The organism is Arthrobacter sp. TJ-265, from assembly GCF_058269135.1.
The window spans coordinates 173377-199567 of sequence record NZ_JBZCND010000002.1 but is presented as its reverse complement, the minus strand read 5'-3'; the positions used below and the strand labels follow the sequence as shown (position 1 = coordinate 199567).

Annotated in this window: 21 protein-coding genes; 12 read left to right on the top strand and 9 right to left on the bottom strand. The window is 72.6% G+C overall.

What is annotated here, in order from left to right:
- Positions 1-4: 4 nt before the first annotated feature.
- The 4 genes from manA to AC4D2E_RS09445 are packed head-to-tail and all read right to left on the bottom strand — an operon-like array spanning position 5 to position 4666.
- Complete coding sequence (gene manA / locus AC4D2E_RS09460; RefSeq protein ID WP_490952441.1) at positions 5-1288, bottom strand: mannose-6-phosphate isomerase, class I; 1284 nt, start codon at positions 1286-1288, stop codon at positions 5-7.
- Positions 1289-1338: 50 nt separating this feature from the next.
- Positions 1339-2952: an LCP family glycopolymer transferase gene (locus AC4D2E_RS09455; RefSeq protein ID WP_490952440.1), complete on the bottom strand. Its 1614-nt coding sequence runs from the start codon at positions 2950-2952 to the stop codon at positions 1339-1341.
- Positions 2949-3497, bottom strand: a complete 549-nt coding sequence (purE, locus tag AC4D2E_RS09450) for a 5-(carboxyamino)imidazole ribonucleotide mutase (protein WP_490952439.1) — start codon at positions 3495-3497, stop codon at positions 2949-2951. The genes AC4D2E_RS09455 and purE overlap by 4 nt, the downstream gene beginning before the upstream one ends.
- On the bottom strand, positions 3494-4666 hold the full coding sequence (locus AC4D2E_RS09445; protein WP_490910771.1) for a 5-(carboxyamino)imidazole ribonucleotide synthase: 1173 nt from the start codon (positions 4664-4666) through the stop codon (positions 3494-3496). Before AC4D2E_RS09445 ends, purE begins: the two co-directional genes overlap by 4 nt.
- A gap of 293 nt (positions 4667-4959) precedes the next feature.
- Between AC4D2E_RS09445 and AC4D2E_RS09440 the strand changes: the two genes are divergently transcribed.
- A complete protein-coding gene (locus AC4D2E_RS09440) occupies positions 4960-5514 on the top strand; it encodes a GtrA family protein (RefSeq protein ID WP_490910770.1) in 555 nt (184 codons plus the stop codon).
- Here AC4D2E_RS09440 and AC4D2E_RS09435 read toward each other — a convergent pair.
- Complete coding sequence (locus tag AC4D2E_RS09435) at positions 5489-6250, bottom strand: TIGR03089 family protein (protein WP_490910769.1); 762 nt, start codon at positions 6248-6250, stop codon at positions 5489-5491. The two genes, AC4D2E_RS09440 and AC4D2E_RS09435, sit on opposite strands and share 26 nt — an antisense overlap.
- Positions 6251-6508: 258 nt before the next feature.
- Here AC4D2E_RS09435 and AC4D2E_RS09430 point away from each other — a divergent pair, with 258 nt between their 5' ends.
- From AC4D2E_RS09430 to AC4D2E_RS09420, 3 genes are read left to right on the top strand one after another with little or no spacing between them, the layout of a single operon-like run.
- A complete protein-coding gene (locus AC4D2E_RS09430; protein WP_104168425.1) occupies positions 6509-7078 on the top strand; it encodes a WhiB family transcriptional regulator in 570 nt (189 codons plus the stop codon).
- A complete protein-coding gene (locus AC4D2E_RS09425; RefSeq protein ID WP_490952709.1) occupies positions 7024-10515 on the top strand; it encodes a glycosyltransferase in 3492 nt (1163 codons plus the stop codon). Before AC4D2E_RS09430 ends, AC4D2E_RS09425 begins: the two co-directional genes overlap by 55 nt.
- The gene (locus tag AC4D2E_RS09420) at positions 10512-12236 is read left to right on the top strand and encodes a DUF5719 family protein (RefSeq protein ID WP_490952438.1); all 1725 of its coding nucleotides are present in this window, start codon (positions 10512-10514) and stop codon (positions 12234-12236) included. Before AC4D2E_RS09425 ends, AC4D2E_RS09420 begins: the two co-directional genes overlap by 4 nt.
- Before the next feature lie 39 nt (positions 12237-12275).
- On the opposite strand, the gene AC4D2E_RS09415 is transcribed toward AC4D2E_RS09420, so the two are convergent.
- Positions 12276-12770 (bottom strand): metallopeptidase family protein, encoded by a 495-nt coding sequence (locus AC4D2E_RS09415; RefSeq protein WP_104168422.1) that lies wholly within the window; start codon positions 12768-12770, stop codon positions 12276-12278.
- A 137-nt stretch (positions 12771-12907) separates the two neighbouring features.
- On the opposite strand from AC4D2E_RS09415, the gene AC4D2E_RS09410 reads away from it, so the two are divergent.
- From AC4D2E_RS09410 to AC4D2E_RS09395, 4 genes are all read left to right on the top strand, one after another.
- Complete coding sequence (locus AC4D2E_RS09410; RefSeq protein WP_104168421.1) at positions 12908-13294, top strand: DUF3499 domain-containing protein; 387 nt, start codon at positions 12908-12910, stop codon at positions 13292-13294.
- Positions 13295-13424: 130 nt separating this feature from the next.
- Complete coding sequence (locus AC4D2E_RS09405; RefSeq protein ID WP_104168805.1) at positions 13425-13616, top strand: Trm112 family protein; 192 nt, start codon at positions 13425-13427, stop codon at positions 13614-13616.
- Positions 13617-13674: 58 nt separating this feature from the next.
- Positions 13675-15174, top strand: a complete 1500-nt coding sequence (ahcY, locus tag AC4D2E_RS09400) for an adenosylhomocysteinase (RefSeq protein ID WP_490952437.1) — start codon at positions 13675-13677, stop codon at positions 15172-15174.
- Between the two features lie 144 nt (positions 15175-15318).
- Positions 15319-16572 carry a L,D-transpeptidase gene (locus AC4D2E_RS09395; protein ID WP_490952436.1) on the top strand — a complete coding sequence of 418 codons (1254 nt, stop codon included), beginning with the start codon at positions 15319-15321 and terminating at the stop codon, positions 16570-16572.
- Here AC4D2E_RS09395 and AC4D2E_RS09390 read toward each other — a convergent pair.
- On the bottom strand, positions 16569-17369 hold the full coding sequence (locus AC4D2E_RS09390) for an RDD family protein (RefSeq protein ID WP_490952435.1): 801 nt from the start codon (positions 17367-17369) through the stop codon (positions 16569-16571). The two genes, AC4D2E_RS09395 and AC4D2E_RS09390, sit on opposite strands and share 4 nt — an antisense overlap.
- Positions 17370-17481: 112 nt before the next feature.
- Between AC4D2E_RS09390 and AC4D2E_RS09385 the strand changes: the two genes are divergently transcribed.
- Positions 17482-18471: a stage II sporulation protein M gene (locus AC4D2E_RS09385; RefSeq protein WP_490952434.1), complete on the top strand. Its 990-nt coding sequence runs from the start codon at positions 17482-17484 to the stop codon at positions 18469-18471.
- A 109-nt stretch (positions 18472-18580) separates the two neighbouring features.
- Positions 18581-19864 carry a TIGR01906 family membrane protein gene (locus AC4D2E_RS09380; RefSeq protein ID WP_490952433.1) on the top strand — a complete coding sequence of 428 codons (1284 nt, stop codon included), beginning with the start codon at positions 18581-18583 and terminating at the stop codon, positions 19862-19864.
- Between the two features lie 40 nt (positions 19865-19904).
- On the opposite strand, the gene AC4D2E_RS09375 is transcribed toward AC4D2E_RS09380, so the two are convergent.
- Both AC4D2E_RS09375 and AC4D2E_RS09370 read right to left on the bottom strand, forming a co-directional pair.
- Entirely contained in the window at positions 19905-21740 is a 1836-nt protein-coding gene (locus AC4D2E_RS09375; RefSeq protein ID WP_490952432.1) for an AMP-dependent synthetase/ligase, read from the bottom strand.
- A gap of 50 nt (positions 21741-21790) precedes the next feature.
- A complete protein-coding gene (locus AC4D2E_RS09370) occupies positions 21791-23413 on the bottom strand; it encodes a dolichyl-phosphate-mannose--protein mannosyltransferase (protein WP_490952431.1) in 1623 nt (540 codons plus the stop codon).
- 282 nt (positions 23414-23695) lie between these two features.
- On the opposite strand from AC4D2E_RS09370, the gene rsmI reads away from it, so the two are divergent.
- Both rsmI and AC4D2E_RS09360 read left to right on the top strand, forming a co-directional pair.
- Positions 23696-24487, top strand: a complete 792-nt coding sequence (gene rsmI / locus AC4D2E_RS09365; protein ID WP_490952708.1) for a 16S rRNA (cytidine(1402)-2'-O)-methyltransferase — start codon at positions 23696-23698, stop codon at positions 24485-24487.
- 147 nt (positions 24488-24634) lie between these two features.
- Entirely contained in the window at positions 24635-26116 is a 1482-nt protein-coding gene (locus tag AC4D2E_RS09360) for an NAD-dependent succinate-semialdehyde dehydrogenase (protein ID WP_490910759.1), read from the top strand.
- Positions 26117-26191: the final 75 nt, after the last annotated feature.

Here is a 26191-nt window from a genome sequence, read left to right as displayed (position 1 = left end):
GGTCTCAGTCCTCCGGGGCTGTGGTGACGGCGAAGGCGAGGGCGGCGCCGGTGGCGCCGGACACGACGTGCGCGTTGACCGGGGCCTCCGCCGCGGGCAGGAAGGCGCTGTCACCACGGTCCAGCCGCAGCTCGCTCCTCGGTGAGTCGAGCAGGACGGACCCCGACACCACGAGGACGACGGCGGCCCCCTCCTGCACCAGCGGGATGGGCCCGGCGCCGGGTTCGAGCTCGATGCGCTGGAGCTGGAACTCCCGGAACGGCGGCCGGAAGACCTCCTGTCCCAGCAACGTCCTCTCGGGGCCGAGCATCGGCACGCCGACGGGCTCGAAGGAGACCGTACGGAGCAGCTCCGGCACGTCCACGAACTTCGGCGTGAGTCCGCCGCGCAGGACGTTGTCCGAGGAGGCCATGACTTCGATGCCGAGTCCGTGCAGATAGGCGTGGACGTTGCCGGCCGGGAGGTAGACGGCCTCCCCGGGCGCCAGGGAGACGCGGTTGAGGAGCAGGGAGATCAGTACGCCCGGATCGCCCGGGTACTGCGCGTCGAGCGCGACGACGGTGGCGAGCTCCTCCTCGTACGGCGCGGTCGGGGCTCCGGAGGCGAGGGTGGACACGATGGCGGCCGTCGCTTCCGTGACGTCCGTGCCGCCTTCGATCAGCCGTTCGAAGGCCGACCGCAGGGCGGTGCGCTCCTCCTGCCGGGCCAGATCGTCGAGCAGCAGGGGGACCAGAGGGGGGAGCGCGAGGCCGGCGCGATCGACGTGCGCCGCCAGCAGTTCGAAGACGGCACGCGCCTGTGCCGGCGGCCGGAAGCCGCACAGCATCGCGAACGGCGTCAGCGCCAGGAGCATCTCCGGTTTGTGGTTGTCGTCCTTGTAGTTGCGTTCCGCCGCGGCACGGTCCACCCCGGCCGCCTCCTCACGGGCGAAGCCCTCCCGGGCCTGCTCGAGCGTCGGGTGTACCTGGAGCGAGAGCGGGCTGTCGGCGGCGAGGACCTTGAGCAGGAAGGGAAGCCGCCCGAAGTCGGCGGCGACCCCGGCGCCCAGGTGGTGCTCCGGGTCCTCCGCGATCAACCCGTCCAGCGCGCGGCCGTCCGCCGGGCCGGCACCAGGGGCGGGGGCCCCGTCCGGTCCGGCCGGGGCGAGCACCACCGACGGCGAGTCCGGGTGCGCGCCGATCCACAGCTCCGCCTCGGGGCCGCCCGACCGCTCCCTGCCCAGCAGGTCGGCGATCGCGGAATCCGATCCCCAGGCGTAGGGGCGGAGGGTGTTGTCGAGGAGGTACATCGTCAGGTCCTTGGATGGTCGGGATGATCGTCGGGGAGGCCTCTACCGGGTCAGGCGGGGGAGCACTCGCCGTTGTTGGCCAGCAGGTCACCGAGGGTCAGGTCGTCGCCGATCGTGGCCAGTTCCTGCAGGTACTCCTCGGTGATCACGACGTCCGTCACGTCGCCGGTGGTGCCGTCCGTGGTGCCGTCGTCGACGGTCCGCGACGGCACCTGGGCTACGACGCCGGCGCGTTCCAGCGGCAGCGGACCGGCAGCGGCCGGGTCGGCCGCACCGACCGCGAGCATCTCCTGCACGCGGGCGTGGATGCGGTCGAAGTCCGGGTAGGTGACGAAGTTCTCGGCCGGGGTGCCGAAGTCCGGGGGACCGATGGTCAGGCGGCGCGTCTCCTGGCCCTGGGTCTTCAGCCCGAGGTCGACGAACCCGGCCAGCTGATCCTGCGGGATGTCCGTCTCGACGATCTGCGTGCCCGCCGCGGCGATCGACTGGAACCGCGTCAGGAGGGTGGCCGGATCCAGCTGCGCGATCATGGCCTGCTGGACGCACTGCTGCCGGGAGATGCGTTCGTAGTCCGTGACGAACTCGCGGCTCCTGGCGTACCAGAGGGCGTGGTAGCCGTCCAGGGTCTGGACGCCCGGCTTGATCCAGCCGTCCGGCGGGTAGTGGCGGATGGGGTAGGTGCCGGGGATCTCCGCGGCGGTGATGGGCACCCAGCCGCCGGCATCGATCCGGATCCCGCCCATGGCGTCGACCAGCTGCTCGAACCCGTTCATGTCGACGAGGACGTAGGACTGCACCTCGATCCCGAGGACGCCGCTCGCGGCGTCCATCATCGCCTCGGCGCCGGGATCCTGGGCGTCGGGGTACAGGTCCGTGTAGTTCTGCGTCACGTCCGTGTACAGGCTGTTGATGATGCACGGGTCGCCGCAGTTGTAGCCGTCGGGGTAGACCTCCCGGAGGGGGGAGCCCTCGGGGAACGGCGCGTTCTGGAAGTTGCGCGGGATGCTGAACGTGACGGTGGCGCCCGTCTCCGCGTCGACGCTGATCACCGAGATGCTGTCCGGCCGGCGGCCCGTGCGGTCCTCGCCGGCGTCGCCGCCCATGAGGAGGAAGTTGTACCGCCCGTCCACGGGGTCGAAGGCGGGCCCCGACTGGAAGATGGAGCCGACCGTCGACCGGCCCACCCCGAGCACGTAGGCGCCGTAGGCCAGGGATCCGCTGGTGAGCACCATGAGCACCGCGAGGGCCCCGGCCACGAGGGGGCGCGCGCCGCGGTCGAGCAGGGGCATGCGGATGAGGCGGAGGGTGTTCAGGAACAGCAGCACCCACCCGACGGCGATCCCGAGGATCACCGCGATCAGCAGCAGCGACCACCAGCGGTGGGTCACGATGCCGACCACGAGGGTCCGGTTCGTGACGGCGAGGATGATCCCGAGGACCAGGAGGCCCCAGCAGGCGAACGTGGTGCGCAGGGCCCTGCGGCCGAGGCGCCGGTCCCCGGCGACGGTCTGCGCGGAGCCCGGCAGGACGAGCGTCAGGGCGAGGAGGACGAAGGCGCGCTTGGTGCGGACCGCCGGCGGAGCGGACTCCGGGTACCGCACGGGATCGGTGAGGGTGCCGGCCCCGTGCGCTCCATTGCCGTCGTTGCGGGTGGCTGTCATCATGCGCCGTCGGCCGTCGACGCCGCGAGGCGGGAGCGGAGGGCGCTGCCCTTCTCCTCCGCGGTCCGCTGGAGCGCGCCGGCGAACTCGATGAGCTGCCGGCGCAGGGTGGCCGACTGCTCGTCCGTGCCGGCGGCGAGCATCCTGACGGCGAGCAGCCCCGCGTTGCGGGCGCCGCCGATGGACACGGTCGCCACGGGGACACCGGCCGGCATCTGCACGATCGACAGGAGCGAGTCCATGCCGTCGAGATAGCGCAGCGGGACCGGGACGCCGATCACGGGCAGCGGCGTGACGGAGGCGAGCATGCCCGGGAGGTGGGCGGCGCCGCCGGCGCCGGCGATGATGACCCGGAGTCCGCGCTCGTGGGCACTCCTGCCGTACTCGATCATCGCGGCGGGCATGCGGTGCGCGGACACGACGTCGGCCTCGTAGGGGATGGAGAATTCGGCCAGTGCAGCCGCTGCGGCTTCCATGACGGGCCAATCGGAGTCCGAGCCCATCACGAGGCCTACCTGGGCGTTCGTCACTGCATTCCCTTCGGTCATTGCTGAGTGGGGGGCATCCCGGTGCCGTCGCGGAGCGTCGCGGCTACCCTCGTGGCCCTCGCGCGGACGTCGGCCAGCGGTTCCCCGGGGGCCGCCAGCGCGTTCACGTGGCCGATCTTCCGGCCGGGACGTACGCCCTTGCCGTAGAAGTGCACTTTAGCGGACGGTCCTGAGGACAGCGCCGACGGATAGGCCGCGTAGATGTCCGTGTTCACGCCGCCGAGGATGTTCTTCATGACGGCGTGCTGCGCCAGCGGCGCCGTCGATCCCAGGGGGAGGTCGAGCACGGCACGCAGGTGCTGTTCGAACTGGCCGGTCACGGCGCCGTCCATGGTCCAGTGCCCCGAGTTGTGCGGACGCATGGCGAGTTCGTTGATGAGGTAGCCCGCTCCCGACCCGGGGGTCTCGAAGAGTTCGACCGCCATGACGCCGGTGACGTCGAGGCGTTCGGCGAGGTGCAGCGCGGCCGCGGTGACGTCGCGGGCGACGTCGGCCGCCAGGGCCGGGGCGGGGGCGATCACCTCGTCGCAGACGCTGTCCACCTGGATCGACTCGACGACGGGCCACGTGACGGCCTCCCCGGACGGCCGCCGGGCCACGAGGACGGACAGTTCGCGGCTGAACGGGACGAACTGCTCGACCAGCAGCTCGCCGCCGGTGAACCAGTCGCGGGCGGACCCGAGGGCCGCGGCGTCACGCAGCACGAGGACCCCCTTGCCGTCGTAGCCGCCGCGGGGTGTCTTGAGGACCACCGGCCAGCCGGTGGACGCCGCGAACGCCTCGACGTCGGAGGGGTCGGTCACTGCCTGCCACCGCGGGTTGGGCAGCCCGAGTCCGTCCACGGCCCGCCGCATCACGAGCTTGTCCTGGGCGTGCCGGAGCGCCGCCGGCGAGGGGTGCAGGCGCACGCCGTCGGCCGCCAGGTCCGCGAGGAGCTCACCGGGGACGTGCTCGTGGTCGAAGGTGACCACGTCCACGCCCGCGGCGAAGGCACGCAGCGTCTCGCGGTCGCGGTAGTCGCCCACCTGCGAGGAGGCGACGGCGGCCACCGCGGACACGTCGGGGCCCTCCGCCAGGACGCGGAGTTCGAGGCCGAGTTCTACGGCTGGACCGGCCATCATGCGGGCGAGCTGGCCGCCGCCGATGACGCCTATCACGGGAAAAGTCACCACTACAGGGTAACCACGGCGCGGCCGGACCCGGCCATCCGGGGGGCAGGATCGGGAGGCCCGGCGTGCGTTTCACAGGAAGCTGCCAGCCCGCCATCGGGTGTTTCCGGGCCCCTGCGGAGCCCGGGGGTCGGAGGGAGGACGTAAAGTGGAGCGAAACACGCCATGCAAAGGTCAGCCTGGGTTGCTCGCTCTGCTGGCCCCGTCGCGGTTCGTCCTGCAGGTCCGCCGGGAGCATGCCCTGCGGCCCCGGCGTTCGTATCGCACCCCGGAGGTTGACAGTGGCAGGACTCATGGACCGGATCAGGGGCCTCGCCTCCCTTTTCTGGCGTGAAGTGGCGAAATTCGGGGCCGTCGGCGGTGTGGCGTTCGTCATCGACAACGGCCTCTACTGGTACCTGATCCACGGGCCCATGAGCGGCAGCGAGGTCAAGGCGCGCTTCGTCTCGGCCGGCGTGGCCACGATCTTCGCGTGGGTCGCCAACCGCTACTGGACCTTCCGCCGCCGCCGCCAGCCCAACCCGGCCCGGGAACTGGCCATGTTCGTCTTCATCAACGTGATCGGCATGGGCATCGCCGCGGGCTGTGTGTGGGTGGCCAAGTACATGTTCGACGTCGTCGAACCGACCCCGCTGTTCGTCGTCGGGGTCTTCGGCACGGTGCTCGCCACCTTCGTCCGCTTCGTCGCCTACCGGTTCTGGGTGTTCAACGTGGAACTCGACGAGGATCCGGCGTTCAGCCACGACCAGGAACTCGTCCACCCGGAGGGCGGGCACCCGGCCAAGGCCGCCCCGACCGCGGCGACGCCGGCGGACGAGAAGGTCAGGCAGTCCCCAGCCGGTCAGTGACCTTTTCACCGCTCAGCAACCGCTCGGTGACGGGTACACCCTCCTCCACGAGGACCAGCGCGCCGTCCCGCTCCCACACCGCGAACGCGGCGGCGAGGGCCCGCAGCAGATCGACGCCGGGTTCCAGGAGCACCGTGGGGGATCCGGCCGCAGCGGTGTCGGCAGCGGCGGCCCGCCCGGGTCCCGTCGGCAGCACGACGCTCCCCGCGAGGTCCGCGGCCGTCAGTGTCCTCCCGTCGGTGCGGACCAGGGGAGCGGACGGCGCCCCGGGACCGTCCGCCGCGTCGAGGAAGACGTCGCCGTGGGACCGCACCTCGGCCGCGTAGTCCACCGCTCCCCGCGGCAGCGGCCCCTCCCACCGGAGCGCCAGCGAGCCGAGGGCCACGCAGGCCAGCAGGCGGCCCGGGTCCACCTCGACACCGGTTCGCGAGGACAGCACGATGTCGGTGTCAGCGGACCGGGTGCCGTCGTCCGCGAGCACGACGACGGCACCCACCTGCCAGCAGGCGAACACGAGGGCGAGGGTCTTCCAGTGCACCGGCAGGTCGACGGCGACGGTCGTCCCGCCGGCGGCATCGAGTTCGTCGACGAGGAGGTTCGAGCTCTTGGCGACCCAGTTGTCGAAGACACGCCCCGACAGCTCGATCCGGCCTTCCCGGCCATGCCAGACCAGGCGGGGAGAGGTGGGGTTGACGGTCCGCATCCTTGTCAGGAGCTGTCCCGGTGTCTGTGGCATGATGGGCCTCTTCCAGCTCGAGGGTCGGTTTCGCGCCGACGCGGTGGGGATGACTACTTGCCGACTCGCCGACGAAAACAGGTAGTCCTGACGGCGTGCCACTCGTGCGTGTCACGCTCCGACTCTATAAGGTTCCCCCCGCCGCTTGACGAAAATCGTGTTACACCCGTGTAATTAGGGCAACGGATCTGTTCCAGCAGGCGGGCGCGAGGGTCGCCCCATGCTGATGCTGGAACGGCGACACCGGGAAGGCTGATCATGGGGCAGGCAGAACGCACACAGGAACGACCAGATATCGCGGCGCAGGCTTCGGCCCGCTACGGGTCACGGGGCGTTCCGGCCGACTGGTTCCTCGATCCCGCCGACCCGGTGGCAGGCGAGCGGTACCGCGAAGGCACGCGTTCCGTGCTCGAGGATCAGGCCACCGCGTTCCTCAGCGCCCACCAGACCCTCACGCTCCTCCCCGACGTCGACGGCCCCAGCAGCCTCCTCGTTCTTCCGGGCCTGGATCCCGAGGTGCAGGAGGATGCCCGGCCGCAGTCGGCGCCGGCCGACCGGCCCACCTGGATCGGGCAGCCGCTCGCGCCGGGCAACGTCGACGACGACGGCGAGCTGTCCTGGCAGGCGGACGCCCTGTGCGCGCAGACCGACCCCGAGGCCTTCTTCCCCGAGAAGGGCGGGTCCACCCGCGACGCCAAGAAGGTGTGCGGGTCCTGCATCGTGAAGTCCGAGTGCCTCGAGTACGCGCTGGAGAACGATGAGCGCTTCGGCATCTGGGGTGGTCTGTCCGAGCGGGAGCGCCGCAGGTTGCGGAAGCGAGCAGTCTGATTCAGCAGCACCTCCGCGTCACCGCCGTCGTCGTAGCCCACAACGGTGCCGAGTACCTTCCGGCCACGCTGGAAGCCCTGGGACGTCAGAGACGCGCGGCCGATCTCTGCGTCGGGGTCGACACCGGATCGACGGACGGGTCCGCGTCCCTGCTCCAGCTCCACCTGCCGGTCGGCAGCCCCGTGGTCGGCGCTCCCGCGCGGGCGGGGTTCGGCACCGCCGTGAGGACCGCCGTCGCCGAGATCCCGCCGTACGGGGGGTCCGGGGAAGGCGACGCCCACGACTGGCTGTGGCTCCTCCATGACGATTCCGCTCCCGAACCCGGAGCGCTCGCCGAACTGCTCCTCGCCGTCGAGCGTGCCCCGTCGGTCACCGTGGCCGGGGCGAAGCAGGTGGCCTGGGACGACCGCCGCGAACTCGTGGACGTCGGGCTGTCCATCAGCCGGTGGGCGGAACGGCTCACGCTGATCGACGTCGACGAGCACGACCAGGGCCAGTACGACGCGCGGAGCGACGTCTTCGCCGTCAATTCCGCGGGCATGCTGATCCGCCGCGACGTGTGGGACGCCCTCGGGGGCTTCGACCCGGCCCTCCACGGCGTGGGCGACGACGTCGACCTGTGCTGGCGGAACCGCCTCGCCGGCCACCGCGTGGTGGTGGTGCCCCGGGCGGTGCTGCGCCACGCGCGGCCCAGGCCGCACCCGGTGTCCACGCCGCACGGCGCGCGGGCCGCCGAGGTGTATCTCCGGCTCAAGCACGCCACCGCGCCGGCCGTGCCCTTCCTCGCCGTCGGCGCCGTCCTCGGAGGCCTGGGCCGGCTGCTGCTCGGCCTCCTGGCGAAGGACCCCGCCCACGGCGCGGGCCAGCTGCTCGGCAGCCTCGCCGGCGTCTGCCGGCCGATCCACCTCCTGCGGTCCCGCCGCTCCGCCGGACGGAGCCGGCGCCGGCCGCGCTCCACCGTGCGCCCGCTCATCACGTCCCGCCGTGAGGTGTGGTCCCACCGCCGGTCGGTCGTCGACGCGTTCACCTCGCGCGGCGCCTCCGCCGGGCAGGACCCGCGGACCGAGGAGTACATCCCGTCCGGGGACAGCAACGACGACTTCGCCGCGCTGACCACCCCGGCGCGGCTCTGGGTCGGATCCGGGGCCGTGCTGGCCGTCCTGGTGCTGCTCGCCGCCGCGGTCCTGGGCCTCCACCGCCTCATCGGGGCGCCGGCCCTGGCGGGCGGGGCGCTGCTGCCGGTCGCCGCGACCCCGGGCGCCGTCTGGGACAGCGCGACCGCGTGGTGGACCGGCCTGGGGGCCGGGTTCCCCGCCCACGGCTCGCCGTTCGCGTACGTGCTGTGGCTGCTGTCCCTGCTGGGCCTCGGCTCGGCGAACACGGCCGTCGTCGTCGCCGTGGTCTGCGCGCTTCCCCTCGCCGGCCTCACCGCATGGCTCGCGGCCGGTGCCCTGACGCGGTCCCGCGCGCTGCGGCTCTGGGCCGCGGTCTTCTGGGGCGCCGCGCCCGCCCTGCAGGTCGCGCTCGGGCAGGGGCGGCTCGGCGCGCTGCTCGCCCACATCCTGCTTCCCCTCGCCCTGCTGGGGATCGTCCGGGCGGTCGGGGGCGCGGTGAGTGTGCGTACGGTGCCGGAGGGCATCGTCACGCCCGGCAGCGACGGGACGCGCAGCTGGACCGCCGGCGCCGCGGCCGGGCTCGTCCTCGCCGTGGTCGCGGCGTCGGCGCCCTCCCTCGGGGCACTCGCCGTGGCGGGGCTGGTCGTCGCGCTGGTCGTCGGCGGGACGAGGGCACGCACGCTGTGGTGGACCCTGCTGCCCGTCGTCGCGCTGTACCTGCCGTACCTCCTCTCGGCCCTCGCGACCCCCCGCGGTGTCCTCGGCGATCCCGGCGTGCCGCTCGCCTTCGCTCCGGCCGCACCCTGGCAGCAGCTCCTCGGGTTCCCGGTGCGGTTCAACCCGATGCTCGCGCCCGCCGCGGCCGGTCTCCTCGGCCCGGGCCCCTGGTCGCTCGTCGCCGCGATCGTCATCGGCGGGCCCGTGATCGCCCTGGCCGCCGTCGCGCTCTTCCTGCGGGGCGGACGCGGCACCCTCGTGCGCCCGTTCTGGCTCCTGGCGATCCTCGCGCTGGCACTCGGCGCGGTGATCCCGCAGTTCCCCGTCGCGGTGGACGGCCCGGCCCTGGTCGGGGTGTTCCCCGGACCGCTCGTCTCGGCCGTGACCCTGTGCCTGCTCGCGGCCGCCCTCGCGGGGCTGCCGGGCCGCCCGGACGCGGGCGTCCCCGCGGCTCCGGCCGGCGCCGGCCGGCGGCTCCTGCGGGTCGCCGCGGGCACGGCGCTCGCCGTCGGCCCGCTGCTCAGTCTCGGCCTGTGGCTCGCCCCCGGGCTCGCCGGCCCGCCGGCAGCGGTCGCCGAGCCGGTGCTGCTTCCCGGCAGTCCCGCCGCGGAGGCACCCGCCACCAGTGCCCGCTCCTCGGACTTCGGCACCGCGATCGGCCTGGACCCCGTGGCCGAGCGCCCGCTGCCCGCGACGGCGGCGGACCGCGGCGCGGGCCCGGACCGGACCCGGACACTCGTCATCACGGTCGACGACGACGACGACGTCCGTGCCGCCCTGACCCGCGGTGCCGGGACGACCCTCGATGCGCTGAACCCGCTGTACGCGGCCCGCAGCCTGCAGGGGACCGGGGAGGTGGCACTGCAGGAGGACGGAGCATCGGAGCGGCTCCTGCGCACGAGCGTCGCCGTGATCGTCGGCGCCACGGGCGCGGATCCCCGCGGTGGCCTGCGCGACCTCGGCGTCGGCTTCGTCGTGCTCCGGCAGTCCGAGGCCGCCGGGGACTTCCTCAGCGGCCGCATCGACTCCGTGCCCGGCCTCACCGCCGTGGGTGACACGGAGGCGGGCCGGCTCTGGCGCGTCGCTCCGGCCATGTCCGACGGCGGGACCGAGGACATCGGGGACCTTCCGGCCCGGGCGCGGGTCGTCGGTGCCGAGGGCCGGACGGAGGCCATCGTCCCGTCGTCGGGCGTGGACGCGGGCGGCGCGGTCCCCCCGGGCGCGGAGGGGCGGCGACTCGTCCTGGCGGAGGAGGCCGACCGCGGATGGCGCGCGAGCCTCGACGGTGAGCGGCTCGAGCCCGTGTCCGACGGGTGGCAGCAGGCCTTCGCGCTGCCCGCCGCGGGCGGCAGGGTGGACATCTCCTACTCCAGCGTCTTCGAGCCCTGGGTGGAGGCGCTCCAGGCCGTCGTCCTCGGGCTGACGGCGCTCCTCGCCCTGCCCATCCCGTCCCGGCCCGCGGTCGCGAGGCCGAAGGATGGCCACCCGGCGCGGCAGGCCACCCGGCGTCCCTTCTCCGACGCCACCGTCCCCGGGAACCCGCGGGACGACGTGATGGCCGGCGCGTCCCCGCAGCCGGCGACCACTGGAAGCGGTGCGATGTGAGCCGTCGACGGACGACCGGCCGGTCGGCGCACGGTATCCGGGCGGCGGACACCCCGGTCCGTGCGGATACCGCCGTCGCCGCGCGCGCCGTCGCCCGGGACAGGGCGGCCGGCGTCCCACGGCGTACCCGCCTCGGCACCGCGCTGGGCGCCGCGACCGGCGTCGTGCTCCTCGCGGCGACGGCCGCGATCGCCTCCGGAGGCGTGACCGCGGCCCTGCCGACGAGCCCCGGATCCGACGTCGCGGTCCCGGCGGCCGCGGTTCCGGCCGGCGACTACACCGCGGTGTGTCCTGCGCCGCCGCGCCTGCTCGAGTCCGCCGGAGAGGGCGCCGATCCCGAGTTCGGTCCCGCGTCGGCCAGCGCGAAGACCACGGTGTCCGGTGTGGTGCTCAGCGACCTGAGTGCCACCGTGACGGGGAGCGGGCTGCTGCCCGTCGCCGGGGAGGAGCCGCTGGCGCTGATCCGGGAGTTCGCGCCCGCGTCCTCCCTGGCGGCGGACCGCCCCGCCAGCAGTGGTGAGGACGGCCTGACGAACCGCATCGCGGGGGTCGCCCGCGGCATCGCCGTCGACGCCCCGTCCGTCCTCCGCGCGCAGTCGCAGGGCGGGCTCACGCCGGTGGCCGCGGCGACCGCCACCTACACCGCCACCGACGGGGACCTCCGGGGGCTCGCAGCGACCGCCTGCCAGGTGCCCTCCAGTGATCTGTGGCTGCTGGGCGCCGCGACCACCGTCGGGCAGTCCTCCACCCTCACCCTGACCAACCCCACGGGCACGCCCGCCGCCGTGTCGCTCGAGCTCTACGGGCCGGACGGACCCATCGAGGCGGCCGGGACGCGCGGTGGGCTGGTGGCCCCCGGGGAGACCCGGCGGATCGTGCTGGCCGCCCTCGCCGGCAACCACGAGCAGGTGGCCGTGCGCGTGCGCAGCGACGGCGGACGCGTGAGCGGGGTCATCCAGCAGAGCGTGCTGCGCGGACTGACGCCCGGCGGGGTGGACCTCCTGTCGCCGAGTGCTCCGGCCGGCCTGACCCAGGTGGTGCCCGGCGTCGCCGTCCAGGACGCCGCGACGGCGCGCCGCATCCGCGAGCAGGAAGGGTACGGCAGCGCGTCCCCCGCGCTGCAGGTGCTCGTCCCCGGGTCCAGCGACGCCGTGCTCGACATCCGGGTCTTCGGGCCGGACGGGGACGTGGCCCTGCCGGGCGGGGGAGTCGTGACCGCGGCGGCCGGTTCCGTCACGAGCGTCCCCCTCGACGCGCTCCCGGAGGGGAACTACACGGTCGCCGTCACCTCCGACGTCTCGGTGGTCGCGGCCGCACGCGTGACCCGCGGGACCGACGACGGCGAACCCGTGGACCTCGCGGGTGCCCCGGCGGCGGTCCGCCTCGGCAGCGATCACGCGATGGCCCTGGCCGAGGGCGTGGACACCTCTCTGGTCCTGGGTGCGCCGAGCGGCAGGGGCGAGGTCACGCTGACGCCCGTCCTGGCCGACGGCGCGCTGGGCGAGCCCGTGGTGATCGGGATCGCGGGGGGTACGTCCGTGACGGTGCCGTCGTCGTCCCTCGGCCGGTCACCGGTCGCGGTGGTCGTCGATGCGACCGGGGACCCCGTGTACGGTGCGCAGATGATGACGCTGCCCGGGGACAGGAGCGGGATCTCCGTGGCGGGCGTCCCGGCCGGTGCCACGGGTCCGCAGAGCATCCCGGTGGAACTCGGCTACTGACCGGTGCTCCGCGGGGAGGTCGCCGGACCGCTGAAACCGTCAGGCCTGGGAGCGGCCGTACGCGGGATCGACGGCCTCCGGGGCGAGTCCCATGAGTTCGGCGGTCTGTTCCACGACGACGTCGTGCACGAGTTCGTTGACGGACAGGACGTCCCTCGCGGCCATGAGCACGGGGTGCCGGTAGATGGTGATGACGGCCGGCCGGTTCGGCGAGGCGGGGGAGCAGGATCCCAGGAGTCCCCGCAGGGACTCGGGCGTCATGTCCTCGAGGCCGTCCGGGATCTCCTGCACCACGATCTGCACGTCCTGGATGCGCTCGCCCCACAGGCGCTCGAGCCGCTGGGCCGATTCCATCACCCAGTCGTCGAACTGCTCCGACCGCGTCCGCGACCCCGGCAGGTACTGCGGGAGCAGGTTGCCGCGCATGCCGCGCCCCCGGCGATTGCGACGGCGCTCGTAGAACGACCGCGCCGGACCCTCTTCCGCGGCCGCCGGATCAGTCAGGTTCACCGAAAGTGTGGGAGCATCCTGCATGCATCGACTCTAAGCCTTCGACCGCCCCGCACGCACTCCTGCGCTGGTGCGGGGTGCGGGCGCGCCCCCGATGCGCGGCGGCCACCGGGGCGCGTCATGGCGGCCGCCCCGGCCGATCCCCGGTAGGGTTGAGGATCGTGGGATCACTCCGTCAATGCTCCAGATCAGCCTGCCCCCGGCGGGCGATGGCCACGCTGACCTATGTCTACGCGGATTCGACGGCGGTTCTCGGACCCCTCGCAACCTACGCCGAGCCCCACACCTACGACCTCTGCGCGGTCCATGCCGAACGCCTCACCGTGCCCCGCGGCTGGGAGGTGGTCCGCCTGACGCTCCCCGACGCCGCTCCCGAGCACAACTCCGACGACCTGCTGGCCCTGGCCGACGCCGTGCGGGAAGCCGCCGCGGAGCCCACCGTCGAGGCCCCGCCGGTCGGACCCCGCGGGACCAAGGCCCCCATGGAGCCCCCGGTCGGCGTCAGCGGCCCCCGGCGCGGCCACCTGAGGATCCTGCGGGAACCCTGACCGGGCGGCTCCGGCCGGTCCCGCACCTCTCCGGCCCCGCCCGACCGGACCTTCCGATGGAGGCAGGAGAAGGCGCCCGCGGTAGACTGGAGGGCAGAATCCCTCTTCCTTCCGAGCGAAAGTGCTCCCCGTGGCGAATCTTCCCTCCCGATTGCTCGACGTCCTCCGCTGCCCCGTCACCGGGTCGAAGCTCGTCCAGGAGGGCCGCGTCCTCAGGACCTCCTCGCCGGGACCCGACGGCACCCGGCTGACCTACACCCTCGACGAGGGCATCCCCGTGCTCCTCCGCCGCGAACCACTCGACGGCGGCGCGCGCGCCTGACCCGGCCAGCCGCACCGCCGATCCCCAGCCCTTCCGAACCTCCAAGGACCAGGACACCATGACCTTCGACTACAAAGTTGCCGATCTCTCACTCGCCGAGGCCGGCCGCCACCAGATCCGCCTCGCCGAGCACGAGATGCCCGGACTCATGGCGCTGCGCCGCGAATTCGCCGAGTCCCAGCCCCTCGCGGGAGCCCGCATCGCCGGCTCCCTGCACATGACGGTGCAGACGGCCGTCCTCATCGAGACGCTGACCTCCCTCGGCGCCGAGGTGCGCTGGGCGTCCTGCAACATCTTCTCCACCCAGGACGAGGCCGCCGCGGCCGTCGTCGTGGGCACCGGCACGGTCGAGGAGCCCGCCGGGGTGCCCGTGTTCGCGTGGAAGAACGAGTCCCTCGAGGACTACTGGTGGACCGCCACCCAGATCCTCACCTGGCCGGGCCAGGCGGACGGCCTCGGCCCGAACATGATCCTCGACGACGGCGGGGACGCCACGATGCTGGTGCACAAGGGAGTCGAGTTCGAGGCGCTCGGAGCGGTGCCCGCGAACCCGCAGGAGGGCGACGCCGACTACTCGCACGAGTACACCGTGTTCCTCGACACCCTCCGCTCCACGATCGGCTCCGAGCCGCAGAAGTGGACGGCGATCGCCGCGGGCATCAAGGGCGTCACCGAGGAGACGACCACGGGCGTGCACCGCCTCTACCAGCTGGCCGCACAGGGCAAGCTCCTCTTCCCCGCGATCAACGTCAACGACTCCGTCACCAAGTCCAAGTTCGACAACAAGTACGGGATCCGCCACTCGCTGCCCGACGGCCTGAACCGGGCCACGGACGTGTTGATCGGCGGCAAGGTCGCCGTCGTCTGCGGGTACGGCGACGTCGGCAAGGGCGCGGCCGAGGCCATGCGCGGCCAGGGCGCCCGGGTGATCGTCACGGAGATCGATCCGATCTGCGCACTGCAGGCGGCGATGGACGGCTACCAGGTCGCGAAACTGGAGTCGGTGCTCGCGCAGGGCGATATCTTCATCACGACCACCGGCAACAAGGACGTCATCATGGCCCGCCACATGGCGGGCATGAAGCACCAGGCCATCGTGGGCAACATCGGGCATTTCGACAACGAGATCGACATCGCCGGCCTCGGGCGCATCCCGGGGGTCGAGAAGATCGAGATCAAGCCCCAGGTCCACGAGTGGGTCATCCCCGCCGACGAGTCCGCGGGCGTGGAGCAGCACTCCATCATCATGCTGTCCGAGGGCCGCCTGCTGAACCTCGGCAACGCCACGGGCCACCCCTCGTTCGTCATGAGCAACTCCTTCGCCAACCAGACGATCGCCCAGATCGAGCTGTACACGAAGTTCGAGCAGGACGACGCCGAGGGCAACCGCGAGTACGCGAACGAGGTGTACGTGCTCCCGAAGGTCCTCGACGAGAAGGTCGCCCGCCTGCACCTGGACGCCCTCGGCGTCGAGCTCACCGAGCTGACCAAGGGGCAGGCCGAGTACCTGGACATCGACGTCGCCGGTCCGTACAAGTCGGAGCAGTACCGCTACTAGGCAGCACCCCCCGACGCGGCTGCTGCCGGTTCCCTCGGGGGCCGGTGGGAGCCGTCCCCGACGGACGCCGCGCGGCCTCCGCGGTGAGGCACGTCACGTGACGTACAGTCCGCTCAGGAGCAGTGACGGTGAAGGGCTGGACGCATGCGCATGAAGCAGGGATCGGGCAGGGCCGCAGCGAGTCGGAAGATCTGGACGATCGCGGCCATCGGTGCCGCTGCGGTCGTCGCCGTCGGCGGTGGCGTGGGCATCACGACGGCGTCCTTCTGGGACGAGTTCGAGCCGTCGTCGACGTCGTCCCCGGGATCCTCCCCCGCGGCGTCGGCACCCGACGCCCGGTCCGACTACACCGTGGGCGTCACGCCCACGGACGGCGCGTTCTCGGTCAACCCCGCCACCCCGCCCGCGGTGACGGTCACCGGGGCGACGCTCGACGCCGTCGAACTCGTCCCCCGTGCGGGCGGCACGCCCGTGGCCGGGACCCTGTCCGACGACGGCAAGCAGTGGACCGCGACGGACCGTCTCGCGTTCGACACCGAGTACGAGCTCTCCTACACGGCCCGCGACGCCGCCGGACAGCCCCGGCGAGGTACCTCGACCTTCAGGACCGTGGAGCCCGCGAACGAGGCCGACGCCGCGATGTACCCGCTGGACGGCGCCACGGTGGGCACGGGCCAGCCGCTCGAGTTCACCTTCAGTGAGCCCGTGACCAACCGGGACGCCGTCGAGAAGGCCATCACCGTCACCAGTACGAGCGGTCAGCCCGGCGCGTTCTACTGGCTCTCGGACACCAAGGCCCGCTACCGCCCCGAGACGTTCTGGGCCCCGAACAGCACGATCACGGTCGAGTCCAGGCTGTTCGGCGTCGACTTCGGCAACGGCATGATCGGCAACGGCGACACGACCAGGACCGTGAAGACGCACAACACGCGCCTGGCCGTGGTCGACAACGCCACCAAGACCATGGAGGTGTATCTCGACGGGAAGCTCGATGCCACGTTCCCGATCACCCTCGGCACCGAGGACTGGCCCTCCACCGAGGGCTACATGGTGGTGATGGAGCAGTACGAGAGCACCCGGTTCACGGCGGAGTCGATCGGCCTGGAGCCGGGCGATCCCGCCTACTACCCGCCGACGGTCGTGAACCACGCGAGCCGCCTGAGCAACGGCGGAGCGTTCGTGCACGAGGCGCTCCCCGCCGCGCAGGCGGCCCTCGGCAGATTCAACGTCTCCCACGGCTGCATCGGCATGTCGCCCGAGGGCGCCGAGTACTTCTACGACACGTTCGCGACCGGAGACGTGGTGCAGATCCTGAACACGGACTACGGCCCCATGTACGTGTGGGACGGCTTCGGCGACTGGAACGTGCCGTGGGACGAGTGGGTCGACCAGCCCTAGCCGAACGGCAGGTGGTGGAGCCTCTTCGCCGTCGACTCCGTCCGCTCGCGGCGGCGCATCATCGCGGCATAGTCGCGGTCCCGGCGCGCGGCGATGACGGCGTGCAGGAACTCCTCCGGAGGGGTGTCCGCCGGGAGTGCGGGGAAGACGTGCCGGCCCGCTTCGGCGGCAAGATCCCGGGAGAGCGCGGTGCGGGCCGACGGCGTGAGGCGCGGGGCCTGCGCCAGGAACTGGGACATCCTCCGGCCGAGGGCGTCGGGCAGGCGCCCGATGTCCGCCGTGGCCGCCCAGTGCTCCAGGCGTGGAGGCATGACGAGGACGGCCCGGGGCCGGGCGACGACCCGCTCCCGCATCGCGTAGGTCCCGGCCAGCAGGTCGCCGAGGCGCTTGGAGCGCTCGTTGAACAGGGAGACGAGGAACGCGAGCGAACCGACGAGCATGTAGATCTCGAGGATCGCCAGCATGCCGCGGATGAAGGCGTGCCGGAAGCGGATCGCACCGCCGTCGTCCCGCACGATCCGCAGCCCCATGACGAGGCGGCCCAGCGACTTCCCGCGGGTCACGGTCTCCACCGTGACCGGCAGGACGAGGAGGAGCAGCACGACGACGACCAGGACCAGGGCTCGCGTGAGCGCATCGTCGAGGACGCCGCCGAAGACGTTCCCGATCAGCAGCAGCAGGAGGATCGCGAGGATGATCTGGGCGATGATGTCGATCAGGACACTCAGCCCCCGGGCGGCGAATCCGGCGGCCTTCAGTTCGAGGACCACCGCCTCGCCGGTGACGACCGAACTCATGCATGTCCCCCTGACGACCGGTGACGGGTCCTGGTGGTCCCGTGCTCCCTGCAGCGTAGCGCCGTCGTGCCGTTGCCGCTCCACGACGACCCCGGAACTATAGGGTTGGGCCATGGACGTTGACGCATTCATCGCCGTGCACCGCAGCGACTGGCAACGCCTGGATCACCTCGCGGGCCGGCGGCGGCTCGACGGCGCGGAGTCGGACGAACTGCTGGTGCTCTACCAGCGCGTGTCCACGCACCTGTCCATCATCCGGTCCGTGGACCCCGAGAGCGCACTGTCCGGGGCGCTGTCCACCCGGCTCTCCCGCGCGCGGACCCGGTTCACCGGGGCGAAGTCCAACACCATGGAGGACATCGCGCAGTTCTTCGTCTTCTCCCTGCCCGCTGCGTTCTACCGCATCCGGTGGCTCACAGCGGTGGTCGGGGTGCTCTTCATCGCGGTGGCCTGGCTCTACGCCCTCTGGGTCGGCACGCCCGGGGTGATCCAGGCGCTCGGGCCGGACGAGGAACTCCGACGCTACGTGGAGGAGGACTTCGTCGACTACTACTCGGAGAACCCTGCCGCCTCCTTCGCCGGGCTGGTCTGGACGAACAACGCGTGGATCGCGCTGCAGGCCGTCGCGTTCGGCGTCACCGGCATCTGGCCGGTGTTCATCCTCTACCAGAACGCGCAGGGCGTGGGCATGGCCGCCGGCATGATGGCGTCCTACGACCGGCTCGACACCTTCTTCGTCTACATCCTGCCGCACGGTTTCATGGAGCTGACCGCCATCTTCATCGCCGCCGCCGCAGGGCTGCGCATCTTCTGGGCCTGGGTGGCTCCGGGACGCAGGCCACGCGCCGCGGCGCTCGCGGAGGAAGGCCGTGCGCTCATCACCGTCGCACTCGGGCTGGTGCTGGTGCTGCTCGTCTCGGGGCTCGTCGAGGGATTCGTCACACCGAGCGGACTGCCGCCGTGGCTGCGCCTCGGCATCGGGTTCCTGGTCTTCGCCGCGTACTGGGCGTACACCCTGATCCTCGGACGGCGCGCGGTCGCGGCGGGGCACCGCGGCGACCTCGGCGCCGTTGACCGGGGAGACGCCGTCGTCACCGCCTGACCCCGAGCGACGGGCGTGCGGGGAGCCTCCCGTTCGGCGCCCGAATGCCCGGTAGTGTCGAAAGACGCCGGATGCAGGCACCGGCGGCACCCATCAAGGAGAGATCGCAGTGGCAGAGACCGACAGCACCCGTCCGAGCGCATCCGTCGCATCCCGTGCGGAACGGATGGACGACGACGCCGCTTCGGTGGGGGCGGACTCCGGGGCCCCCGACGCCTCCCGGGTCGAGGACGACGCCGCTTCCGGCGCTGCCGCGGCCGGGACGGCCGCCTCCGGCGCTGGTGATCCCGATCGCGGGGAGGAGCCGATCCCTGCCACCACCCAGCGCGACCCTCTCCCGATGCGGGAGGCCGCCGGCCGGCCGGACCTCCCGGGCGTCGACGGGGACGAAGGGACCCCGGGCGGTCACGGGGCCACGGTCTCCACCGCCTCGACCGTTTCCCCTGCATCCACCGCCGCGACTGCCTCCCCGGACGGACAGGACCCTGCAGGAGTCCCGGCGGCCGCCGCGGTGGCAGGGCCGTCGTCGGGAGCCGGTTCGTCGGGGAGTGGGAGTCACGCGCAGGCCGCCGTCGAGCCGTCCACGGACACGGCGGCCCTCTCCGTGCGCCCCCCGGACAGCGAAGCGGCCCGGCGTGCCGCGGCCCGGGACCAGGCGGCCGCGGCGAAGCCCGCGCTCCCGCGATTCCTGCAGGTCGTCGTCGCCCTGTTCTTCCCGGTCATCGTGGTCGCGGCCGCCATCCGGGCCGTGGCGACGTCGTCGTTCCTGTGGCTGGAGTACCACCGGCCCGGGTTCCCCGCCGACCGGTTCGGTTTCTCGCTGGACGACCGCATGACCTACGGCTCGTACGCGCTCGACTACGTGCTGAACTTCGCGCCGCCGCGGTACCTCGGCGACCTGGTGACGCCCGAGGGCGAGCCGCTGTTCCTCGAGTCGGAGGTGGGCCACATGGCCGATGTGAAGGGCGTCCTCGGGCTGTCCTTCTTCATCGCCCTCGTGCTCCTCGTCCTCGCCGTCGCGGCCTGCACCTACCTCGCGCGGCACTACAAGGGCGGGGTCCGCCGGGCGCTGTTCTCCGGTGCCGTGCTGACGCTGGTCGGCATCGTGGTCCTGACCGTGCTGGCGGTCCTCGCGTGGCAGACCTTCTTCACGCAGGTCCACGCCCTGTTCTTCGCCGACGGCACCTGGACCTTCCGTGTGGACGACACCCTCATCCGGCTGTTCCCCGAGCAGTTCTGGACGGACTCCGCCGTGACGGTCGCGGTTCTCGTGCTCACGGCGACGATCCTCACGCTGGTCCTCACCTGGCCCACGAAGGCCCGCCGCGACCGCTCCATGATGGCCCAGGACGCAGCGCGGGCACGGTCCCGGGAGGCGCTGGACGCCCCCTAACAGATCCCCGGACGCCTAGCGGCTCCCCGGGACGCCGCGGTCACCGCCTGGCGTAGAGCTCGTCCACCGCCAGGGCGTGGTCGGCGACGACGGCGGCCCGTTTCAGCTTGAGGGTGGGCGTCAGGTGCCCCGACTCGACGCTGAGGTCGACGTCGAGCACGGTGAACTTCCGGATCTGCTCCGCCTGCGAGACGGTGGCGTTCGCGCCGTCGACGGCGGACTGCAGGTCGGCGAGGACGTCGGTGTCCAGGGCGGCCTGCTTCGCGGTCAGCCCGGGCCGGCCGTGCGCGGCCGCCCAGGGGTCGAGGGCCTCGCGGTCCAGGCTGATGAGCGCCGCGATGAACGGCCGGCCCTCGCCCACGACGACGGCCTGGCCGACGAGCGCGTGCTCACGGAGCTTCTCCTCGAGGGGGCCCGGTGCCACGTTCTTGCCGCCCGCGGTCACCAGCAGGTCCTTCTTCCGGCCGGTGATGGTCAGGAAGCCGTCGTCGTCGAGCGCGCCGAGGTCGCCGGTCCTGAAGTAGCCGTCACCGGTGAAGGCCTCCGCCGTAGCGGCACCGTTCCGGTGGTACCCGGCGAAGACGCCCGCGCCCTTCACCTGCACCTCGCCGTCGTCGTCCAGCCGGACACTGGTGCCGGGCATTGGGATGCCGACGGATCCGACGCGCGTCAGGGACACCGTGTTCACCGTGCACGGCGCGGTGCTCTCGGTGAGGCCGTACCCCTCCTGCACCATGACCCCGGCGCCACGGAAGAAGTGGGTCAGGTGATCGCTGAGCGGGCCGGCCCCGGACACCGTGTAGGTGACCTCGCCGCCGAAGACGTCCCGCAGCCGCGGGTACACGAGCCTGTCGAAGACCGCGTGCGATGCCCGCAGGACGGGCGAGGGGCCGCGGCCACCCCGGCCGCCGGCGTCCACCGCACGCGAGTAGGCGACGGCGGTGCGCTCGGCGGCCGCGAAGAGCCGCCCCTTGCCGGACTCCGCCGCACGCCGGCCTGCCGTGGCGCGGATCTTCTCGAAGATGCGCGGGACGGCGAGCAGGAACGTCGGCTTGAAGGTCCTCAGGTCCTCGAGCAGCTGCTGCGCCGAGCCGGAGTGCGCCAGCGTGATGCCGCCCGTGAAGCACACCACCTGGACGGCACGCGCCAGCACATGGGCCAGGGGCAGGAACATGAGGGTCCGGGCGTGCTCCTGCCTCAGGAACTCCGGCAGGAACTCGAGGGTGTTGACGGCGAACAGCGCGAAGTTGCCGTGCGTGATGACGCAGCCCTTTGGCCGTCCCGTCGTGCCGGAGGTGTAGACGATGGACGCCGCATCCCCGAGGCCGCGGGAGGACCGTGCCGCCTCGAGTGCGTCGTCGGACACCGCGGCGCCGTCCTCGCCGAGCGTCGCGAGGCTCGCCACGCCGTCGGGCGCCTCGCGGGCCAGCCGGACCAGGGCGGTCGCGTCCGCCCGGCCCGCCCGGCGTGCCGCCTCCAGGACCACGCCGGCCCGGGTCCCGTCCTCGACGAACACGACGGCGGGCCGTGCGTCCTCGAGGATCCATGCGACCTGGTGGGCGGAGGAGGTCTCGTAGATGGGGACGGTGACGGCTCCGGCGAACCAGATCGCGACGTCGGCGAGCGTCCACTCGTAGCGCGTCCCCGACATCACGGCCACGGCGTCGCCGGGCCGCACACCGCGCGCCACCAGGCCCTTGGCGACGCGCGTCACCTGCTGCAGGAACTCGGCCGCCGAGACGTCCTGCCATCGCGTCCCTGACCGCACCGCGTACAGCGCCCGCCCCGGATCGGCGTCGTGGGTCCGCAGCAGGAGGTCGGTGGTGTTGCCGGTCGCCGGCAGGTCGACCAGGAGTTCCGTGATGGCTTCGCGCACAGGTGCTCGCTTTCGTTCCGGTAGGGCCCGGAGGACCCGGGGGCCGCGGCCTAGATCCAGCTCGGCAGCCACATGCGGTCGCGCCACTGGTCGTAGGGGATGACCTCGGCGGTCCAGATGGGCAGGAAGTAGGCCGAGAGCGCGACGGCGGCGGCCAGGAAGAGCCCCACCAGCACGATACCCGTCCGCCGCCGGGCGCCGTCCGCCGCGGGCCCGCCGAGCACGAGGCCGAGGCAGTACACCAGGGACAGGACGAGGAACGGCTCGAAGGCCACGGCGTAGAAGTAGAAGGTGGTCCGATCCGGGTACAGGAACCAGGGGAGGTAGCCCGCCGCGACACCGGTGAGGATGGCCGCGGCGCGCCAGTCGCGGCGGCCCAGCCAGAAGAACAGGAGCACGATCAGGGACAGCGCGGCGCTCCACCAGATGAGCGGGTTGCCGAGCACGGTCACGGCCTGCGAGCACGCCTCCGCCCCGCACCCGGCCGGCTTCTCGTAGAAGTACGACGTCGGGCGGCCCACCACGAGCCACGACCAGGCGCTCGCCTCGTACGGGTGGTCGGAGCCGAGGCCCTGGTGGAAGGCGTAGGCGCTGCGGTGGTACTCGGCGAGGGAGCGGAGCCCGTCGGGCAGCCAGCCCCACTGTTCCGACGGGTTCTGCTGGGCCCAGGTGCGGTCGTAGGCGTCCGAGGACCGGAACCACCCCGTCCATGCTGCCAGATAGGTGAGCGCGGCCACGGGGACGAGGCAGGCGAAGGCCGGCGGGCCGTCCTTCAGCGCAGCCCCCAGCACCCAGTGGTGCACCCCGGCGATGCGCCGCGCACTTATGTCCCAGGCGACGGTCATCAGGCCGAACGCGGCGATGAACGGGAGGGCCGACCACTTGGTGCCGAGGGCGAGTCCGAGGCACACGCCGGCTGCGAGGCGCCACGGACGGAATCCCAGGAAGGGGCCGTAGGTCAGCTGCGCGCGGGAGGGCCCGCCCCCGTACGGCGGCGCCGCGAGCCGGTCCGCGAGCCGCCGCCGTCCGTCGTCGCGGTCCGCCAGGAGCGCCGCGAACGCGGCGAGGAGCCAGAAGCTCAGGAAGATGTCCAGCAGCGAGGTGCGCGACTGCACGAGGTGGTGCCCGTCGACCGCGAGGAGCAGCCCGGCCGCGGCCCCCAGTAGCGCCGAGCCGAACATCCGGTGGGCGACGACGGCGAGCAGGAGCACCGAGAGGGTCCCGACGGCGGCGGCGGAGAAGCGCCAGCCGAACGCGTTGTCCGAGCCGAACAGCAGCATGCCGACGGCGATCATCCACTTGCCGACCGGCGGGTGGACCACGTAGTCGGGGGTGCCGAGCAGCACGCCGGGATTGCCGGCGTCGAAGGACTCGTTCGCGTTCTCCGGCCATTCACGCTCGTACCCCGACTGCAGCAGCGAGTAGGCGTCCTTGACGTAGTACGTCTCGTCGAACACGAGGGACCCGGGTTCGCCGAGGCGCACGAAGCGCAGGATGCCGGCGAGCAGGGCCACGGCCAGCGGGACGGCCCAGCGCAGGGCGCCGCCCGGGGACGCAGCGCCGAGGAGGCGGGCCAGCAGCGCGTCGCGCGTGAAGGCGAGGGAAGGAGCGAGGACCCAGGATCCGGCCTGCTGGGGGCTGTCCCGTCGGGGTCGGACGGCGGTGGGGCTCACCCTGCCATGCTACCGGCGGTGGAGGCGCGGGCTCCGCACCCGGCCGGTTGCCTGGCCGGTGCGGAGCGCTAGGCTGGTCCGGTGAACCAGCCACTCGACGACGACGCCCCCGACTCCGTCCGGGAGGACCCCTCGGCGCATGAGGGGGAGGCGCCCGACGAGGCGCAGGAGACGGACCGGTCCGATGACGCCGTCCGGAGCCCCATCACGGCCTACCGCGGCACCGCGGGCGACGACAGCGGCCGGGGGCGGATCGTCCTCGCGGCGACGCCCATCGGCAACATGGGGGACGCGACCGAGCGCCTGATCGGCCTCCTCCACACCGCCGACGTCGTCGCAGCCGAGGACACGCGCCGGCTCCACCGCCTGGTGCAGGCACTCGGCGTCACGGTGACGGGCCGGGTGATCAGCTACCACGAGCACAACGAGGCCGAGCGGACGCCCGAGCTGCTCGACCTCGTCCGGGACGGCGCGACCCTGCTGATGGTGACCGACGCCGGCATGCCCTCGGTCTCGGACCCCGGCTACCGCCTGGTCGAGGCCGCGGTCGCCGAGGGCCTCGACCTGACGGCGGTGCCCGGTGCGTCCGCGGTGCTCGCGGCGCTCGCCCTGTCCGGGCTGCCCACCGACCGGTTCTGTTTCGAGGGGTTCCTGCCCCGCAAGCCGGGCGTGCGGGCGGGGCGCCTCGCCGACCTCGCCGCGGAGCGCCGCACGATGGTGTTCTTCGAGGCCCCGCACCGCCTCGAGGCGATGCTCCGCTCGCTGCAGCAGGCGTTCGGCTCGGACCGGCAGGCCGCCGTGGCCCGCGAACTGACCAAGGTGCACGAGCAGGTCATCCGCGGATCCCTCCTCGAGCTCCTCCAGTGGGCGCAGGAGAACGAGGTGCGCGGGGAGATCGCCGTGGTCCTCGCCGGCGCCCCGGAGGCGCCGCCCTCACGGCCCGAGGACCACGTGGCGGACGTCAACGCGCTCATCGACGGCGGGATGCGCCTCAAGGATGCCGTGGCGGCGGTCGCGGAAGAGGCCCGCGTCAGCAAGCGGGAATTGTATGCCGCGGTGATCGCCGCGCGCTGATCGAACGCGTGCCGGTGCTGTGCACTCGTCCAAAGGGAAGCCGGTTCCGTGGTGCAGCCCCTACTGGACACCCGTTCATCGCCCGGTCTAGCGTGAGCGGGAATGCCCCGACGGGGCGCGCCCCGAATCTTCCCGAAGGAGCTCACAATGGCTGTCACCGCCGACCAGGAGAAGGCAGTACTCGACAAGGTGCCCACCGGGCTCCTCATCGACGGGGAGTGGCGGGCGTCGTCGTCCGGAGCCACGTTCGACGTCGAGGACCCGGCGACCGGCCGCACCCTGCTCACGCTCGCTGACGCCACCCCCGGGGACGGCATGGCCGCGCTCGACGCCGCCGTCGCCGCGCAGGCCGGCTGGGCGCGCACCGCTCCGCGCGAGCGCGGCGAGATCCTGCGGCGTGCCTTCGACCTCGTCACCGCGCGCGCCGACGAGTTCGCCCTGCTGATGACCCTCGAGATGGGCAAGCCGCTGGCCGAGGCGCGCGGCGAGGTCACCTACGGCGCGGAGTTCCTGCGGTGGTTCTCCGAGGAGGCCGTACGCACCTCGGGCCGGTACTCGGTCTCCCCGGACGGGAAGTCGCGCCTGCTCGTGACCAAGAAGCCCGTGGGGCCGTGCCTGCTCATCACGCCGTGGAACTTCCCGCTTGCCATGGCGACCCGGAAGATCGCGCCGGCCATCGCCGCCGGCTGCACGATGGTGCTCAAGCCCGCCAACCTGACCCCACTCACCTCTTCGCTGTTCGCCACCGTCCTGCAGGAGGCAGGCCTTCCCGCCGGTGTGCTGAACATCGTCAACACCACCACGGCCGGGGACGTCACCGGGCCCCTCATCGAGGATGCGCGCCTGCGCAAGCTCTCCTTCACGGGCTCCACCCCGGTGGGCCGCAACCTCCTCGCGGCCGCGTCGAAGAACGTGCTGCGGACCTCCATGGAGCTCGGCGGCAATGCGCCGTTCGTGGTGTTCGAGGACGCCGACCTCGACGCCGCAGTGACCGGCGCGATGCTCGCGAAGCTCCGGAACATGGGTGAGGCCTGCACCGCTGCCAACCGCTTCATCGTCCACGAATCGGTGGCCGACCGCTTCGCCGCGGCTCTGGCCGAGCGCATGGAGGGCATGACCCCGGCGCGCGGCACGGAGGACGCCTCGAAGCTCGGCCCGCTGATCGACCGGAAGAGCCGGGACAAGGTCCACGAGCTCGTCACCGCGGCCGTCGGCGACGGCGCGGTCGCCGTCACCGGTGGCGCCCCCGTGACGGGCGACGGCTACTTCTACCAGGCCACCGTACTGAAGGACGTGCCCCGGTCCTCGCGCATCATGCAGGAGGAGATCTTCGGCCCCGTGGCGCCGATCATCACGTTCGGCACCGAGGACGAAGCGGTGGAACTGGCCAACGACACCGAGTACGGCCTCGTCGCCTACGTCTTCACACGCGACCTGAACCGCGGCCTGCGGATGGGCGAGCGGCTGGACACCGGCATGCTGGGGCTCAACGCCGGGGTCGTGTCCAACGCCGCGGCACCCTTCGGCGGCGTCAAGCAGTCGGGCCTCGGCCGCGAGGGCGGCGCGGAGGGCATCGAGGAGTACCTGTACACGCAGTACGTGGGGATCGCGGACCCCTACGCCTCCTAGACCTCCCGGGACCACGCACGAAGGCCGGCACCTTGGGTGCCGGCCTTCGTGCGTTCCGATGCCGCCTCCCGAACC

Bases quoted from the DNA above. Each gene is read 5' to 3' on its own strand.
- rsmI (WP_490952708.1), top strand. From the start codon at position 23,696: ATGGGGGACGCGACCGAGCGCCTGATCGGCCTCCTCCACACCGCCGAC.
- AC4D2E_RS09390 (WP_490952435.1), bottom strand. From the start codon at position 17,369: ATGAGTTCGGTCGTCACCGGCGAGGCGGTGGTCCTCGAACTGAAGGCC.
- AC4D2E_RS09455 (WP_490952440.1), bottom strand. From the start codon at position 2,952: ATGATGACAGCCACCCGCAACGACGGCAATGGAGCGCACGGGGCCGGC.
- AC4D2E_RS09385 (WP_490952434.1), top strand. From the start codon at position 17,482: ATGGACGTTGACGCATTCATCGCCGTGCACCGCAGCGACTGGCAACGC.
- purE (WP_490952439.1), bottom strand. From the start codon at position 3,497: ATGACCGAAGGGAATGCAGTGACGAACGCCCAGGTAGGCCTCGTGATG.
- ahcY (WP_490952437.1), top strand. From the start codon at position 13,675: ATGACCTTCGACTACAAAGTTGCCGATCTCTCACTCGCCGAGGCCGGC.
- AC4D2E_RS09360 (WP_490910759.1), top strand. From the start codon at position 24,635: ATGGCTGTCACCGCCGACCAGGAGAAGGCAGTACTCGACAAGGTGCCC.
- AC4D2E_RS09440 (WP_490910770.1), top strand. From the start codon at position 4,960: ATGGACCGGATCAGGGGCCTCGCCTCCCTTTTCTGGCGTGAAGTGGCG.
- manA (WP_490952441.1), bottom strand. From the start codon at position 1,288: ATGTACCTCCTCGACAACACCCTCCGCCCCTACGCCTGGGGATCGGAT.
- AC4D2E_RS09430 (WP_104168425.1), top strand. From the start codon at position 6,509: ATGGGGCAGGCAGAACGCACACAGGAACGACCAGATATCGCGGCGCAG.
- AC4D2E_RS09435 (WP_490910769.1), bottom strand. From the start codon at position 6,250: ATGCCACAGACACCGGGACAGCTCCTGACAAGGATGCGGACCGTCAAC.
- AC4D2E_RS09395 (WP_490952436.1), top strand. From the start codon at position 15,319: ATGCGCATGAAGCAGGGATCGGGCAGGGCCGCAGCGAGTCGGAAGATC.
- AC4D2E_RS09415 (WP_104168422.1), bottom strand. From the start codon at position 12,770: ATGCAGGATGCTCCCACACTTTCGGTGAACCTGACTGATCCGGCGGCC.